This is a genomic window from Botrimarina sp. (assembly GCF_040219535.1).
Lineage (GTDB): Bacteria > Planctomycetota > Planctomycetia > Pirellulales > Lacipirellulaceae > Botrimarina.
This window is the reverse complement of record NZ_JAVJSH010000026.1, coordinates 33954-48945: the sequence shown is the minus strand read 5'-3', so window position 1 is coordinate 48945 and position 14992 is coordinate 33954. Positions and strand designations below refer to the sequence as shown.

Annotated in this window: 13 protein-coding genes; 4 read left to right on the top strand and 9 right to left on the bottom strand. The window is 63.9% G+C overall.

Annotated features, from left to right (window positions below):
• Positions 1 to 140: 140 nt before the first annotated feature.
• The 6 genes from RIC11_RS15860 to RIC11_RS15835 all read right to left on the bottom strand — a co-directional run bounded on the left by RIC11_RS15860 (position 141) and on the right by RIC11_RS15835 (position 6347).
• The gene (locus RIC11_RS15860) at positions 141 to 269 is read right to left on the bottom strand and encodes a hypothetical protein (protein ID WP_350213025.1); all 129 of its coding nucleotides are present in this window, start codon (positions 267 to 269) and stop codon (positions 141 to 143) included.
• A 291-nt stretch (positions 270 to 560) separates the two neighbouring features.
• Positions 561 to 1268 (bottom strand): 3-keto-disaccharide hydrolase, encoded by a 708-nt coding sequence (locus RIC11_RS15855; protein ID WP_350213029.1) that lies wholly within the window; start codon positions 1266 to 1268, stop codon positions 561 to 563.
• 86 nt (positions 1269 to 1354) lie between these two features.
• A complete protein-coding gene (locus RIC11_RS15850; RefSeq protein WP_350213023.1) occupies positions 1355 to 2374 on the bottom strand; it encodes a PEP-CTERM sorting domain-containing protein in 1020 nt (339 codons plus the stop codon).
• 93 nt (positions 2375 to 2467) lie between these two features.
• Positions 2468 to 2815, bottom strand: coding sequence for a hypothetical protein (locus tag RIC11_RS15845; RefSeq protein WP_350213021.1), 348 nt, complete (start codon positions 2813 to 2815; stop codon positions 2468 to 2470).
• A 112-nt stretch (positions 2816 to 2927) separates the two neighbouring features.
• Positions 2928 to 3932, bottom strand: coding sequence for a DUF1559 family PulG-like putative transporter (locus tag RIC11_RS15840; RefSeq protein ID WP_350213019.1), 1005 nt, complete (start codon positions 3930 to 3932; stop codon positions 2928 to 2930).
• 39 nt (positions 3933 to 3971) lie between these two features.
• Positions 3972 to 6347, bottom strand: coding sequence for a hypothetical protein (locus RIC11_RS15835; RefSeq protein ID WP_350213017.1), 2376 nt, complete (start codon positions 6345 to 6347; stop codon positions 3972 to 3974).
• Between the two features lie 258 nt (positions 6348 to 6605).
• On the opposite strand from RIC11_RS15835, the gene RIC11_RS15830 reads away from it, so the two are divergent.
• The 4 genes from RIC11_RS15830 (at position 6606) to RIC11_RS15815 (ending at position 10945) form a co-directional block, all read left to right on the top strand.
• Positions 6606 to 7136, top strand: coding sequence for a sigma-70 family RNA polymerase sigma factor (locus tag RIC11_RS15830; RefSeq protein ID WP_350213015.1), 531 nt, complete (start codon positions 6606 to 6608; stop codon positions 7134 to 7136).
• The gene (locus RIC11_RS15825) at positions 7133 to 8614 is read left to right on the top strand and encodes a FecR family protein (RefSeq protein ID WP_350213013.1); all 1482 of its coding nucleotides are present in this window, start codon (positions 7133 to 7135) and stop codon (positions 8612 to 8614) included. Before RIC11_RS15830 ends, RIC11_RS15825 begins: the two co-directional genes overlap by 4 nt.
• A 166-nt stretch (positions 8615 to 8780) precedes the next feature.
• The gene (locus RIC11_RS15820; protein WP_350213011.1) at positions 8781 to 10352 is read left to right on the top strand and encodes a glycoside hydrolase family 28 protein; all 1572 of its coding nucleotides are present in this window, start codon (positions 8781 to 8783) and stop codon (positions 10350 to 10352) included.
• Between the two features lie 119 nt (positions 10353 to 10471).
• Positions 10472 to 10945, top strand: a complete 474-nt coding sequence (locus RIC11_RS15815; protein WP_350213009.1) for a hypothetical protein — start codon at positions 10472 to 10474, stop codon at positions 10943 to 10945.
• Here RIC11_RS15815 and RIC11_RS15810 read toward each other — a convergent pair.
• The 3 genes from RIC11_RS15810 to RIC11_RS15800 form a co-directional block, all read right to left on the bottom strand.
• The gene (locus RIC11_RS15810) at positions 10883 to 11836 is read right to left on the bottom strand and encodes an IS5 family transposase (RefSeq protein WP_350213007.1); all 954 of its coding nucleotides are present in this window, start codon (positions 11834 to 11836) and stop codon (positions 10883 to 10885) included. The genes RIC11_RS15815 and RIC11_RS15810 overlap by 63 nt on opposite strands.
• Before the next feature lie 338 nt (positions 11837 to 12174).
• Entirely contained in the window at positions 12175 to 13542 is a 1368-nt protein-coding gene (locus tag RIC11_RS15805; RefSeq protein ID WP_350213005.1) for a sulfatase family protein, read from the bottom strand.
• Between the two features lie 198 nt (positions 13543 to 13740).
• On the bottom strand, positions 13741 to 14973 hold the full coding sequence (locus RIC11_RS15800; protein WP_350213003.1) for a Gfo/Idh/MocA family protein: 1233 nt from the start codon (positions 14971 to 14973) through the stop codon (positions 13741 to 13743).
• Between the last annotated feature and the right edge of the window lie 19 nt (positions 14974 to 14992).

The window sequence follows — 14992 nt, the reverse complement described above, 5'->3', positions numbered from 1 at the left end:
CCAGCCGCCATTGCCGATCCGACAGGTCACTGCCATAACTCGATTCCTTGAGCATGCTGCGGTTCCTCCTTGCGTGGACGCCAATCCAAAGGGGGAACCGTAGCGGCTCTTGTCATCTGGCGCTATTCCGGGACAGCTTCTTAGTCGGTGGGGCCTCGGCCCCAGGCGAGCCACTTGGCGACGGTGCCTTGGTACTCCTTGCAGGTGCCCGACGAGAGGGTCTTGGCGTTGAGGTACTTGACGGCGACTTTCTCCAAGCTGATCGACATGCTGACGGCTCCAGGCCGTCGGCGCCTGACTCCGTCCCTGGCTCCGCCCGCCGCTAGCCTCGCTCGGCTTCCTGCAGGACCTCCTGTCACTCGGTGGTAAGATCGGCAGCCCACGCTGGCTGCGCAGATGACTCCAGACTAGTCCGCCGGCGGGCCAAGTGTGCAGTTCGGCGAGCAGCCGAACTCGCTGAGACTGAGGCGCCTTCGGCACCCTACACGAATCGGTGCGCCCGCGAGTCGATCAAGGTGGAGGCCGCGGCGAGCTCGATGGCTCTGGCAGGTCACCCGCTACTAATTTGGCGCCAGCGGTCGCACGCGTACGTTGCGATACGCGACTGGGCCGTGGTCGCCCTGTAGATAGATCGGACCAGTGGGGCGTTCCGCTCGGCGCCAGTACGCGCCGGTCGGGGCATCGACGCTCGTCATCCGCTGGACAACCTCGCCGTTCAGCCGCACCTCCTCGAACACTGCCGGACTTGTTTTCTTGCCCGTGTCGTCGAACCGCGGAGCGCGAAAGCGAATCTCGAGCGACTGCCACTCGCCCGCCGGTCTAGCGGCGTTGGCGAGGGGCCGGGTCCCGGCGTCGATATGGTAATAATGAGGCTCCCGTACGGCCCGCGGGTAGATTCCACCTGCGTGAGTTGCATCGGGCTCAGAAAAACCGTGCGAATCGAACAGCTGCACTTCATACAGCCCCTGAAGCTTGACGCCCGCGTTCGAGCCCTTCGCCAGCAGAAATTCGAGTCGCAGCTCGACGTCGTCAAAGAGATGTTCGGAGACTAGGTTGCGGTCGGCTCTGGCGCCGGTCTTCGTGCTGATGAGCACACCCTCCCCGTTCGTCCCGATTAGATTGCGCGGATCGTCAGCGTCTAGTCGGGCATCCCCCGCCTCGATCCACGAGTCGTTCGGGGCAGATACGAAAAGGCGTTCCCACCTTTCCGGCTCTTCGGCGCGAACCACCAAACCGTTCAGGGGTGAAGCGATCAGGAGTCCGACCATCGCCACCCCGCGCACTCTGAACGGCGGGGGGAAGGACGCACCACCCCTCGGGCCGCGTCGCCTCCCCCCGTTGTCGTGTTGCTCGGTCACCGTGCCGCTCGCTGTCGTGCGTAGAATCCGGCGGAGACCATCGTGAGCAGCATGAGTCCCGTACCGGGCTCGGGAACGACGCTCACCTGGTAGAAGTCGCGATCGGATCCGAAGAAGTCCGAGACGCTCACAGTGCTGACCACCAAGCCCGGACCGCTGGTTGAGAACACACCACTATCGATGTAATCCTGGATCTGAGTCAGCGGCGTATCGTTGTTGGTTGCGATTTGAAGAAGCCCTTGGTTATCGATCGTGACGACCCCGGCGAAGGAGCTAACACTCGTGAGACGAAGGGCCCGCACGATGCCGTCACCGCTGATCGCGAGCAGCGAATCGACGTCGAGCTCGTCCGCCGCCTCGACCAGCCCTCCGGAAACACGCATCTGGGCGGCCGCTCCACCTCGGACGCGGATGTTGTCGCCCGCGCGAAGCGTCCCGCTTTGAAAGTCGAACAGGAAGTCCGAGATCTGCGGCCCCTGGGCGCCAAGTTCGACTTGGTCGTTGACTTCGATTGAGACGTCCCCCGAGATGACGACTGTACTGTTGTACGCCGGGGCATCGCGATCCACGTTCAGGTCGTCTCCGATGATGATCGAGACCGGGCCATTGGAGTCGTTGATGTTCAGGGTGCCGGTGTCGTCGAAGCCGATGTCAAGGTCGTTCTCGGTTTCCAGCGAACCGCCGGTAACGTCGAGTCGGCCGGGGCCCGCCGAGCCCCCAACCTTAACGATGTAGGCCTGTTGGGCGCCCGAGGAAAAGACTGGGAAGCCGGCCACCGTAGCGATCCCAACATCGGTGTCGGCGTCGGGGGCCGCGCTGGCGGGTGCGCCCACGGGCGTCCCGATCGGGTCTTCGACAACGGTCCAGTTGGCCGCCGTCGACCAATCGGAGGAAGAGGCCCCGCTCCAGTCGAAGATCTTTGCCTGGCCGGACGCGTCACCGACAAGCAGGGTCAGTGAGAGACTCGCCGCAAGAGACAGGTGGGTGCTGGTGAAAGTCATGAGCAAGGTGTCCATCAAATGAGGAGAGGAGAAAATCCGACTGTTGTGCCTGTAGCCTACGTTTGTGTTATGTCTATGCTGGCTTGTCTCAGTATGACGCGAGCCGAGTCACTCGATCGGCCCGGGGTGGACGCTTGTCGCGGTCGCTTCTTCAAGGCTTCCTTCCAACTCGAAGAGGTGATCAGTCAAGCCTTCGGGTGGAACGTCGATCGTTAACCCCGATGACGACGCAGACGCGTACTTTGCGGGTGGGACGACGGCCCCTTCCGGGGTCGGGCCTTCATCGCTGGGGATCGGAGCGAGCATGACGGCGTGTCTGCCGACGATGGCGCCGTCGGTCTTGCTGTAGGTGCCGAGTTGAAACGAGCCGTCTGGCTCGATACTACCCGTTGCGAGTCGTCCCTTCCGGGGAGACGTGTAGATGTAGCCGCTCGTGACCGGCTCGCCGTTCAGCATGACTCTCCCCGACACCGGCGCGGTCTCGAGCTGGTAAGCCGGCCGGCCACAACCGCCAGCTAAGCATGCAGCGATCATGCTAAGGAACCCGCCGCACAACCACACCCCCCGGTCATAAGTCACTGCCATCAATCACCTCGCCGGCGTCGCGGCTTGCAAGAGCAAAGAGTATGCCGATGTCGGTGCTCTCGGTCAGAAACTGCACCGATCCATCGGCCAAGCCGAAATGCGTGCCCCCGGGATGCTGCGAGCCGAAGCCGGTGTCGTTCTTAGCGTACGGTCCCGGACGCACGCCGCTGTTGATCGGGTAAGCAACGTTGCGCGTGGTGTAGAGCGTGCCGCCAGAGAGCCCCACCCACCAGCCACGGACGTTCTGAGCCTCCGGGTCACCGTGCGCTTGCTCGCCAACCGCAAACGTTTTGGATGAGCCGTCAGTGATCTTGCGAAAGGCCACTTCGAGGTCCCGAACAATCACGCCGTTGTTTGCGACGCGACCCGACGTACCACCGCCGTGACACTCGGGAGCACGACGGCTAGAAGTCGACTCTCGCAGTTCCATCGTGTATGGGCTAAGGTCCCGCTGGCTTGGTGTGCAGAAGTCGGGGAAACCCGCCTGGAACTCGGTGTTGGCGCCCATGACTCCCATGTAGTGAGGGACGACTGCCAGCTCCGAGAACTCGGCGCTTCCCGGGGGAGCGATGTTGACCTTCTGGATCGATTCGTAGCTGGGACACTGAAACTGTGTGACGGTAGTCTCGAGCAGCAGGTTGGTCGGTTGGTTAGTCCAATCGACCTCGCGATCGAGCGCGTCGTAAAGCGGCTGCAGCTCGACGTACGGCAGCAGATGGACCAGGTACCCCCAGGTGCCGGGCGTTGTGTACTCACCGCCTAGGCGATGCGAGGCGTCGGGGAAGCGTCCCGTTGCTGAGGCGTAGTTTTGGCAGGCCAACGCGATCTGCTTAACGTTGTTTTGGCACTGCGTCCGTCGCGCCGCCTCGCGTGCCGCTTGGACGGCGGGAAGCAGCAACGAAACGAGGATGCCAATGATCGCGATGACCACCAGCAGCTCCACGAGAGTAAACGCCGGACGCATGCGTGGCGGGGGAAGCGCCTTCATCCATCGACTCCTATCTTTAATGCACTCGAGCAACTCGATTCACGTACGCCGTCCAAGAGGCCCAGCCGCCGCCGTGAGCATCGCCAAGCCGAGCCCACCCGCCGCAAGAGCCGACGGTTCGGGGACAGCAGTCGCCGATGCGGAGACGACTTCGACACGCAACGCGGTCGCCGTCGTGCTGAGCTGGAATGCCAGCCCAGCGTTCGACATGACGTTGCTCGGATCGACGACGTTCAGCGACAGCGATCCGGACAGGGCGCCGGTGATCGAGCCCTGATCACCTTCGTTGTCACGCCAGACGGTATAGTCAGCCGAGTCGACGATGCCGTCGCCGTTCCCGTCGGCCGCGAGGTCGTCGGTGGATCCGAATGCGGCAGCCCAGATCGCGTAGTCGGCGTGGTCGACGACACCGTCGCCCGAATAGTCGCCCTCGGTGGCGCCAGGTGCGATGGAGACAAGGTCGAACACATCACCAAGCGTGGGCGCGTAGACCGGGTTCTCTCCGGACGATGCGGTCGGATTTACCAGCAGGTCGAGTTGCCCAGCCAGCGACACATCCCCTTGGGCGACGATCGAATCGAACTCTCCGTCCCCGGTGCCGTTGATCTGCATGACGAGTGTGGAACCGGGCGCCATCGTGAGATCACCATCGCGATTCCCGATCCCAGTCAGCCGCAAGGCGTGTGCGAAGTGCGAGCCGTTTTCGGCGAAGCCGACGATCAGCCTGCCGCCACCGCCGACTTCGATCTCTCCGATCGAGATGCTGAACGCTGCCTCCACGGCACGGTGACCGGCCTCGATGGTCGCGTCGGCATTGGCCACGAGCCTCGCATTCGGCAGGCTGTTGTGGATCTCGAGGTCGACATGCTGCGAGCCGGAGAGCGTTCCGGAGAAGCTGTTGACCGGCAGCTCCGAGGGCTCGTCCGATTGGCCCACCTCGAACTCGTTTTCGCCGACTCCTTCGTTCGGTGCGAGAGCCGTACCCACCACAGCGATATCCCCCGAACCGGACAGACTGTCCCGGTTCCGCCATCGTAGGGGGTTGCTGCCGGTCGGCGATGTGGACAGATCGACCGAGACGCTAGCGTTGGCCACGAGGCGATCTACCGCCTGCACGCGTTCGCCGGCTGCCGCGTGCACAATCTCGCCGGGTTGATTGAACACGATCGCTTCGCTCGTGGTCCGTTCGCGCGGGTCGAAGAAGACCCGATTCGCTCCTGTCGAGTTCATTTCGAGCACGTTGAAGCCCTGTTCCTCGACAATCACGACATCGTCGCCGCTACCGTTGAAGCGGACGGTTCCGTTGTGGTCACCCGCCGCGGCGAGAAAAAGCTCTGAGCCGGCGCCATTGCTCTGGACGTCGATGTCGCCGTCGCCGGTTATGACGACGTCCAAGAAGACGTCGCGGCCGGCGGCGGGCGACAGCGCGATGTCGTCACCCAGGTTGAGCTGCATGAGCTGGTCCGCGTTGATGTCGCCTACGCCAATATCGCCACTCATCGACGCCACTAACGAGCCGCCGGCCTGCAACTCCACCGACTTCAGATCGGCGAAGCTAGTCGCTAGGTCGAGCGTTCCGCCGTCCTTGATCACGACGCCGACGCCGTCGAACGACGTGCTGTTGACCGTTACGGTGTGCGTGTCATCGACGTTGTAGACGAACCCCGCCGCAGGCGGCTGGCCCGTGTCCCAGGTCGTGCCCGACTCGAATGGCCCGGACTGAACCGAGAACGCGTCGATCGGCGGCTGCGGCGCGCCGACACTCGAAAGCACGAGGCCGTAGTCGCGGACCCCTCCCACTTTCTCCGCGGAGTTCTCGTACGCCCGACCGAACGCGTAAACGTCGTTGATGGGGTCCGTCGGGCCTGCGTTGCGGTACCAGCGGAACTCGCTGCCGACGCCTTCGACGCTCGAATCGGGGTCAAGGTCCGTGAACCTCAACGCGTAGCCTGCCGTTCCTGAGGTCGCCCCAAGCGTTAGCGCGGAATCCAACACCACCTGAGCCACAACCCGCTCGTTGTTCGAGCTGAGTGCGTCGAAGGCGCCGTCGAAGAGCAAGTCTCCGGCTGACGGGGCTGCTGGGAGCGAAGACGCGTTGACGTCGGGCACCGAGAAGATCTGCAGCCCCATGGAGGAGCCCGCCGCCAGCTTGTTGCGGTAGACGATGAAGAGGCTACTGAGATCGAATTCGCTATCAACCTGGAACGTCTGGGCGAGCGTGGACGGAGCGCTGCCGGCCCGTTCGTCCCGGTCGAACACCGTCGAATCGAGGCTGGTGAAGACCTCCCCGTCCGTGGGCCAAGTGAGCGGGGCGCCCGCTTCCTCAAGGAACATCTGCGCGGCGTCTGCACGCAGGCCCGTCAGAGCAGCCGCTGTCGCGAGCACGAACGCGAACCGCCGTACGCCATAGCCCATGTTAGAGGCCTTTTTTGGGAGGATGAGGAGCTAGCTGAGAAGGCAGAGAAGAGCAGCCCGACACGCCTTGACACGCGCCCGACGCGTGAGAGACCGTCGCGGGCTGGAGAGGAAAGGGCCAGTTGGCAGCGCTCTGGACAAGAAATTCGCACAATTATTCTCGGCTGAGGGCCGTCCAGTTCGTTCGACAAGGGCCCTTTCCTAGTTGGGCGAATGGCGCGCCGTCCGCAGCTTCGTCCCGCGCAGCAAGGAACAGCTTTGGCGAACTTGGAAGAAAGCGACCGGGAGTTTGTTCGCCTGATGGCGGCGAACCAGCACCGCATCGGGGCCTACATCTTCACACTTGTGCCGAACCGAAGTGACGCTGACGAGTTGCTGCAGGAGACCCATGTGCGACTGTGGGAAGAGCGCGACCGCTTTGAGCCAGGGACCGACTTCCGTGCCTGGGCCTTGCGAGTCGCGTACTTCGAGGTTTTGACCTGGAGGAAGCGGTCGCAGCGTCGTCCACTCATTTTCAACGACGAGCTCGTAATGCGGCTAAGCGAGTCAATGATCCAGCAAGAAACCCATGCGGACGAGCAGGAAACCGCTTTGCGTGACTGCCTCGACGAGCTCAGCGGACGCAGCCGCGAGCTGCTGCGAAGGGTCTACGCGAAGGGGGAGAAAATCAAGGACATCGCCACCGATTTGGGCACTTCGGCTGACTCCATGTACAAGACCGTTCAGCGCTTGCGGCACGGACTCCGCCAGTGCATTGAGCAGCGTCTTACCGAGGGGGGTGCTCGGTGACAACGCCCAAGCACAACGATGACGCTCTGTACGACGAGGTGCACCGCCTTGTCACCGACGTTTTGCAGAGTTGCTCGGCAAGCGCCGCTGATCGACTGTCCGCGTTCCTCGCCGATGGCGGCGACGATGCGGAGCGTTGCTACACGGCTTACATGCACGAGACGCATGCCCTGCGCTCTGCGGGGTCTGAAGCGTCTCAACTCCTTCCGCCAACCAGCCCCCGTGCGCGACAAGCTGGGAACGGACTGCGGCCTTCGTCGGCAAAGCGGTTCTACGCAGCCGGGTTAGCCACGTCCGCGGCGATCCTCGCCACGGCCGCGTGGATCTGGGATTCACAGGAGCCCGAGGTCAAGACGTCCGCCGGGGCCGAAGTGGCCCACACCGACGCGGCGAGCATCGCGACGCTGGTTCGCACCTCGCAGGTGGTGTGGCGGACTGGTGAGGAGCCGCTTCCGGACCTGTCGCGTCTGCTGCCGGGGGAAGACATTCGTATCGACAGCGGACAGGTCGAGATCCTCTTCGACACAGGCGTGGAGCTGGTGATCACCGGCCGCGCCGACGCGGCTATCGAGTCTGGCATGCGCGTGGTCGGCAAGCTGGGGACGTTCTCCGCCCGAGTGAGCGAGCGAGGGCGGGGCTTCACGCTTGAAACGCCCGCAACGGATGTCATCGACCTCGGAACGGAGTTCGGAGTCGAGATCGACTCGTCCGGCGGGACCAAAGTGGCCGTTTTCCAGGGCGAGGTCGATCTTCGGTCCGACCGGAGGCAAGAAGGTCGCTCCGCCTCCGAGGGCTCCGGGCGCCAGCCCGAACGGCTGCGAGTGGGGGAGGCAGTGCAGATCGACGCCGCCGGCGAACGGCGTCGGCTGATCTCGATCGCGAGCGACGACTTCCCGACGCACGGGTTCAATCGCAACACGCACGATCTCAGGCCCGTGCTCTTCTCTGCGGTCCGTGACAACCTGCGTTCTGCGGCGAGCAAGAAGTTCTACCGCGTAGTCCATGGCGGGCTGTTCGATGATTCGCGAGCCTACGTGGATCGCAACCACGAGTGGAACGGCCTGGACAGCCACGGACTGCCGGCGCCGCTGCGGGGCGCCGACTACGTGATGCCCTTTAACGACGACAAGTTCGCGACCGACTTCGAGCTGACGCTCGAGATGGCGGGGCCTTGCACTCTGTACATCTTCTTCAACAACAACATGTCGACCCCCGATTGGCTGGTGGCGAACTTTCAGGACACGGGGATCGACCTGGGCCTCGACGAGGCATACGGGCGCTACAGCGGCGACGCATCCCTGGCAACGGGTGGCGGGATGAGCATCGACGACACGTTCTCCGTCTGGGCACGCGTAATCGACCGGGCCGGCGAGGTCCGACTCGGCGGGGTCGATAAGCCCGCTAACAAGGACGCGGGCTGGAGCATGTACGGCATCGCGGCGACGCCAGCAATCGCTACTCTCGCCTCCCGTCAGTAGCCTGGACGCCCGGCTGCGGGCACGCCTTTCCGGCCGGTTGCGGCGCCGGTGTGAGTGCGGCCTAGACGCGCACGGGTCGCTTCGGACGCCGTATCAGACGTCGGGCTCCTCGCCGCCCCGCCCCTTGAATCACTTGCACGACAGCACCCCGGTACAGCAACACCTCATGCCTTGCTTCTTGCTCCGCTCTGCCGCGCTCCTAGGACTCTTGCTTGTCGCGTCCGACCTCCCCGCTCAAAACGGTCGCTACGTTGCGCCCGAGCGGCTCGGCTCCGCCGGCGAGGGCGTCGATGTCACTAGCGAGCTTCAATCGCTCATCGACCGATGCAGCGCGGCCGGCGGTGGAACGGTGTTCGTCCCGCCGGGCGACTACCGGATCGGTACGCTCCTGTTGAGAGACAACACCTTCCTCGAGCTTTCCACGGGCGCGACTCTCTACGGGAGCACCGACATTAAAGACTACGCGGAGATCGGTGCGAGCGGCATCACGGCGCTCGTCGGGTCGGCCGGTGCAAAGAACGTCGGCATCCTCGGCCAAGGGACCATCAACGGGCACGGCGATGCGTTTTGGCGTGGAAAGAAGCGGCCGTACACCAGACCGGATCGTCTCGTCCTGCTGTTCCGGAGCGAGGATATCAAGTTACGCGACGTAACGATCACCAATTCGCCTAACTGGTGCGTCGATGTCCGCGAGTGTAACCGCGCTTGGATCGATGGCGTCACGATCCTCAACGAGCGGAATTCGCCCAACACCGACGGCATCGACCCGGTCTCTTCGAGCAACGTGCTCATCTCCAACTGCTATATCGACACGGGCGACGACGCAATCTGCCCGAAGACCCGCGGCCCCCGTCCGCTGGAGAACCTCGTTGTGACCAACTGCGTGCTCCGGTCCGACGACTCGGCGATCAAACTCGGAACCCGCTCGGACAGCGACATCCGCAACGCCGCGTTCAGCAACATCGTGATCCGCGACACGCAGTACGGCATCGCGATGTTCGCGAAGGATGGGGGCGCCTTCGAGAATATTCGCTTCCAGGGTATCCACGTCGAAACGACCCGCGCGAGGGACCCAAGCCGGCTCAACAGACGGGAAACGTACCCCATCTTTGTCGACGTCGAGAAGCGCGACGCCGATTCAAAGGTCGGCGGAGTGCGAGGGGTGGTCTTTAGCGACATCACGATCGATTCGCTCGAGGGGGCCTGCCTGTTCCTGGGCCAACCCGAGAGCCGGCTCCAAGACCTTCGTCTGACCAACATCGAGTTCACGCTGCACCACCGCAACCCGATGGCAGACAACCGAAAGCCGCGCGGAACGCGGTCGCTTCAAGACAAGGCCTCGAACGATTTTTCGACGGAGGCGGCGAGCTTCGTGTTCGCCCACGTCGACGGCCTTGACCTCAGCGGGCTTCGCTACTCCGACCGCAGTGAGTGCGCAGACCACGAGCGTCAGATCGTCTGGGGCCGCGACGTGCACAACGTGTCGGTGCGCGACCTCTCCACTCGGCACGCACAGCCTAACCAACGCATGCCCGCCCTTCGGTTCGAGGAAGCTTCGGCGATCGCGGTCGTGTCTTGCTTGCCAGGGCCGAGCGCGACCGTGTTCGTGGAGGTGGACGCCAATACAGAGCGGGTCTCGCTGCTCGGCAACGACGTCACGCGCGTTGCAGGCCTGTACCATGCGGACAGGGGCTTCGACGCCGAGCAGATTCGGGTGCGACACAACCTCGGCCACTGAGGCATGATGGCAGCTGGGCGAACCTATGAGAGGAGGCCGCGCCGCGTAGGCGGTCCATTGGTTTGGTGGTAAACGAGGGTTGTTCAGCGACCCTATTCCCATCAGAAGGAGTCCGTTGCGTGCTGGCCGAGTTCCTCGCGCTCGGGATGATCCCCGAGGCGCACCGCCCCACGCCGCGCGTACGCGACCACCGGGTGTTGGTGCGTCACCGGCAGCACGTGCAGCAACGGATCACGGCGACCAAGTCGAAGATCCGCCGCGTGCTGTGGGACTACAACGCCGACCGACCCGACCTGTTCACCAGGCTCGGCCGGGAGTTCCTGCAGCAGGCGGAGCTGTCGCCGGCCGACCGGTTCCGGGTTGAGCAACTAACCGAGCACTTGGCGTTCCTGCAGGAGAGGCTGAAGGAAGCGAACGAGCAGCTGCGATTGTTTGCCAAGCAAGGCGCTGACCAGGAAGGTCGCTACCGCGAACTGCTCCGATCGATCCCCGGCGTCGGCGAAGTAACCAGCGAGGTGGGGCCTTGTCGCCTAACCCCACACGAAGAGGGGCATGCCGAGGAGTACGAAGTGATTGAGGAGCTTGCAGCGTAGGGCGACCTCGGTCGCTTGGTTGGGGAGCGTTCGGTTCTTCAGTCGGTCGCCGAAGTTGGTCTTCATCCGACTCATTGCGGTCTCGGCGAGGCTGCGGCGGTGGTGGCCGATCGATTGCTTCCAACTCTTCTTGCCGTCGCGGCGGATCTGCCGCACGCACTCGTCCCGCTCGAGTGGCTCCTTGCTAGAGTTACCGTGCTGCTTGATCACGGCGTTCTGCCGCGGCGGGATGATCTGGTGGATCGACTCGCCCTTCAGGTAGTCCCGCACGGCCCAGCCGTCGTACGCCCCGTCGCCGTAGAACGTCTCGACGGGTTGCTCAACCTTTTCGAGCAGCGGCTCGACTTGGGAGGCGTCGGTCGCGCCGCTGTCGGTGAGCGACTCGGCCAAGATCAGGTGGGTCGAAGGATCGACCGCTAGGTGCAGCTTCCGCCACGTGCGACGCTTGCCGGCGCCGTGCTTCTTGGCCTTCCACTCACCGTCGCCGAAGACCTTCAGGCCCGTCGAATCAGCGACCACCTCGACCGGGCCGTTGAGGTCCTCGATGTCGATCGAGACGCCCAGCTTGGCCGCCCGCTTCTGCAGGCTGGTGTAGTCGGGGATCGGCACGTCGGCGTTCATCAGCTTCGCCAACGCCCGGCCGAAGCCTTCGGTCTGACGGTAGGACAAGCGGAACAACTCCCGGACGAGCAGCAGCGTCTCGATCGCCAGGACGCTGTAGACGAACGGGTGACCAGCACGCTCCTCGGCATTGTCGTGCTCCCAGGCGTCGATCACCTCGTCGGAGAACCAGAGCGTGATATCACCCCGGCACAACAGCGATTCGTTGTACTTCGACCAGCTCTTGACTCGGTAGGCGAACTTCTTCGGCTCGCTCGCGGCGGCTGGCATCGTTCGCTCCGTCGGCTGATGAGTGAGGACTCCGTCCGAAAGCGATCTACGCGGCGATCTCAGGGATAGTTCGACAAGGCCACTTCGACCCCGAGCGGTGGAGGCGACGCGCCGAATTGGTATCCGTACCAGCCGACCCGCAGCCAACCCTCTGATGGCTCGTGAACGCCGCCGCAGCAGCAGACGACAGATTCCTTCCATCGCCCCAATCTGCGGACGCATGTTCTTGAAGCACGCCTCCGTGACCCATCTTACGTGCTGGCGCGTAGTCTATCTCGAGCCGTTCCGTTGGCGCTACATCCGCTTCGAGAATGCTGTGGAATAACGTGCGGGAGTCTTCAGTAACTGACTCGCTCACCGTCCGTGAGTTCTTCCAGCTGCCGGATCAACCGATTTTTCTGTGTCTGATTGTCGGACGTGCCGCTGTAGTAGTCCTCCACCAACGAGTTTTGAGGAAGCGGTTTACCCACCATGTCCGGCAGGTGATGCAGCGCGTAGGAAAAGTCGTGCTTCTGCCGACGGTCTTGGGTCAGCCGGATCAGCTTCCATTCGTCGGCGATGAGTGCCGTGCACGACCCGATTGTCTCTCCCTCGGTGTCTCTCCCCCCGTCCCAGGTGTTGGAACGATGATTGAGGGTGCGGAGGTTGAGATAGAGGCGCCCCTCCAGCGGCGGCTTCTGCCCGGCGAGTTGGGGCATGATATCGGTTCCGTCACTCTGGAGCGCGGCGAGATCGGCCGACGGATCAACGTACCTTAGGGCGGTTGGAAGGATGTCGCAGAGGGAGACGAGGCCGTCGTAGTACTCGGGCTTCGAGCTTGAGTTCTCGAGCGTCTTCGACCAGACGACGAACGGGACGCGGATCCCGCCGTCGAAGGGTTCGTGCTTGTAGCCGTGCAGCGGATGGTTCAGAGAGAGGTCGTGTTCGCCGTTGTTGTCGCCCGTGAAGAGGATCAGCGTGTTGTCGAGCTGTCGGCGCTCCTTCAGGGTCTGGATCAGCCGGCCGATCCCGCGATCGACCGCGTGCATCATGGCCATGATGCGCTGCCGCACGTCGCCCTCTCCCTCGAGTTCGGGAAAGAGGGTCCGAAGGTCATCCCGTTTCGCCTGGATCGGCGTGTGCGGGGCGTTGAAGGGCAGGTACAAGAGAAGAGGCTTCTCGTCCTGTACGCACCGACTGATGAAGTCGACCGACAGGTCGGTCAGTGTGTCGGTGAGGTAGGCGCCCTCCGCCGGGAACTTGTAGTCGATCGTGCGTTCTCCGACGCGGTAAGTGATCGGCGAGTTCTTTCTCTCGGCGATGACTTCGCCCGCCCGACGGAAGTAGTTGGTCATCGCTTCGAGGCCAAAGAATTCATCGAACTCGAGATGGTCGGGACGATAGGGGATCGTGATCGTCTTCTCGACCTCGTGGTGGTACTTCCCGAAGTGGGCCGTTCGCATCCCCCGACTCCGCATTTGGTAACCGATCAGACGGTGCTCGCCGAGCTGGGCCTTCCGGGTTTGCCACTTGCCGGTCAGGAGCGACATCCGTGCCGGGGCGCACGTGTTGTTCCCGTAAGCGCGGGTGCAGACGACCCCGCGGCGTGCCAGCTCGTCCAGGTTCGGCGTGAACGAACCGATTGCCGTTTCGACGGCGTCACTGTCCTCGTAGAGCGCCCGATAGACGGGCAGTTCGCCGAACCCCAGGTCGTCGCAGAAGATCACGATGACGTTCGGCGCGGGCGTCGGAGCCCCGCAGCAGGCCGTCGGAGCGAAGCCGCTAAGGAACAAGGCGAGGAGGGTACGGGCATGCTCAGTGACTCGCTGTGTGTGATGCGGCTCGAAGGGGAGTAGTTGCACTAGCCGGGCGCGACCGTGGGAGTGCGGGCGTCCAGTACCCCGGCGCGTCGTACTTGAGCCGGTTTATACCGTGTCGGGTACGACGAAGGGCTTGCGGTCTTCGCGGCGGACCATGGCCTGGGCCGCCTCAACGTTCGGCCCGGCGGTGTACTGCTCGGCCTCGGGATCGAAGACGAGGCCGGTCCCCAAACGCCAGGGCGTCTTCGCGGTGTTTACCGACCAGAGGTCTAGCTGCTCCGAGAATCGCTCGAAGCACTCCATCCCAAGCTCGCCCGAGGCGCCGTGACGACCGAGTTCGTCAGCGATGTCGGACGCCCCCGCGTCTCGGCCGCAGCGGACCGCGATGTTCGCCAAGTGGGACAGGCAGGCGGAGTGGTAGGCGCTCTCGACCGGGGAGTTCACGCCGCTGGGGTCGCCGCGGTGCGCCGCGTCGATGAAGTTCTGCATGTGCGGAGCGCCGTCTTCGCCGGCGAACGTCCGGAGGACCTTCCCGTTGGGTGAGTAGAAGGCTCCGCCTCCGCGTCCGCCGCGGTATTCGCCCCCCTCGCACGTGACGTGAATCCCGACGCCCGGGTCGCGCGGGTGCCGCCCCACCGACGGCTGGTCTTTCTGGTAGAGGTTGCGCACCTCAAAGTTTACGGGGGCCTCCTTGCCGAAGTCGAACAGGGCGCACTGCATGTTCGGCGTGTCGCCGGCGTCGTCCCACCCGAAGCGGCCGCCGAAACTCGCCACGCTCTTTGGGTGTCCGGGGTCGCCGAGCACCATGCGAAGGATGTCGAGCTCGTGCGGACCTTGGTTGCCCATGTCGCCGTTGCCGGTGTTGAACACCCAATGCCAATCGTAGTGGAGACTCGTGCGCAGGATTGGCTCGTCAGCCGCCGGCCCGAGCCAGAGGTCGTAATCGACGCTCTTCGGGGCCGAGAGCGGCTCGTCTCGACGACCGATTCCTTTGCGATTGCGGTAGCAGAGCCCGCGGACTTGCTGGATCGGACCCAGCGCGCCCTCGCGCACGAGGGTGAGCGCCTCGACAACACCGCCCATCGACCGGCTCTGAAATCCGGCCGCGACGACCCGGTCGTACTTCCTCGCCGCCTCGATCGCTTTGCGGCCCTCCCAGATGGTGTGGCAGACCGGTTTCTCGACGTAGACGTGCTTGCCCGCCTGGCACGCGTGAATGGTCGTCGGCGCGTGCCAATGGTTTTGCGTCGCGATGACCACGCCGTCGATGTCATCGCGCTGCAGCACCTTGCGGTAGTCGATGTAACGGTCCACCTTCGCGCCCGTGGTGTCTTCCAAAGCGGTTGCGCTCAGCTCG

Excerpts from the sequence above, each read along its gene's own strand:
- RIC11_RS15860 (WP_350213025.1), bottom strand. The coding sequence starts at position 269 with ATGTCGATCAGCTTGGAGAAAGTCGCCGTCAAGTACCTCAACGCCAAG.
- RIC11_RS15855 (WP_350213029.1), bottom strand. The coding sequence starts at position 1,268 with ATGGTCGGACTCCTGATCGCTTCACCCCTGAACGGTTTGGTGGTTCGC.
- RIC11_RS15850 (WP_350213023.1), bottom strand. The coding sequence starts at position 2,374 with ATGGACACCTTGCTCATGACTTTCACCAGCACCCACCTGTCTCTTGCG.
- RIC11_RS15845 (WP_350213021.1), bottom strand. The coding sequence starts at position 2,815 with ATGCTGAACGGCGAGCCGGTCACGAGCGGCTACATCTACACGTCTCCC.
- RIC11_RS15840 (WP_350213019.1), bottom strand. The coding sequence starts at position 3,932 with ATGAAGGCGCTTCCCCCGCCACGCATGCGTCCGGCGTTTACTCTCGTG.
- RIC11_RS15835 (WP_350213017.1), bottom strand. The coding sequence starts at position 6,347 with ATGGGCTATGGCGTACGGCGGTTCGCGTTCGTGCTCGCGACAGCGGCT.
- RIC11_RS15820 (WP_350213011.1), top strand. The coding sequence starts at position 8,781 with ATGCCTTGCTTCTTGCTCCGCTCTGCCGCGCTCCTAGGACTCTTGCTT.
- RIC11_RS15810 (WP_350213007.1), bottom strand. The coding sequence starts at position 11,836 with ATGCCAGCCGCCGCGAGCGAGCCGAAGAAGTTCGCCTACCGAGTCAAG.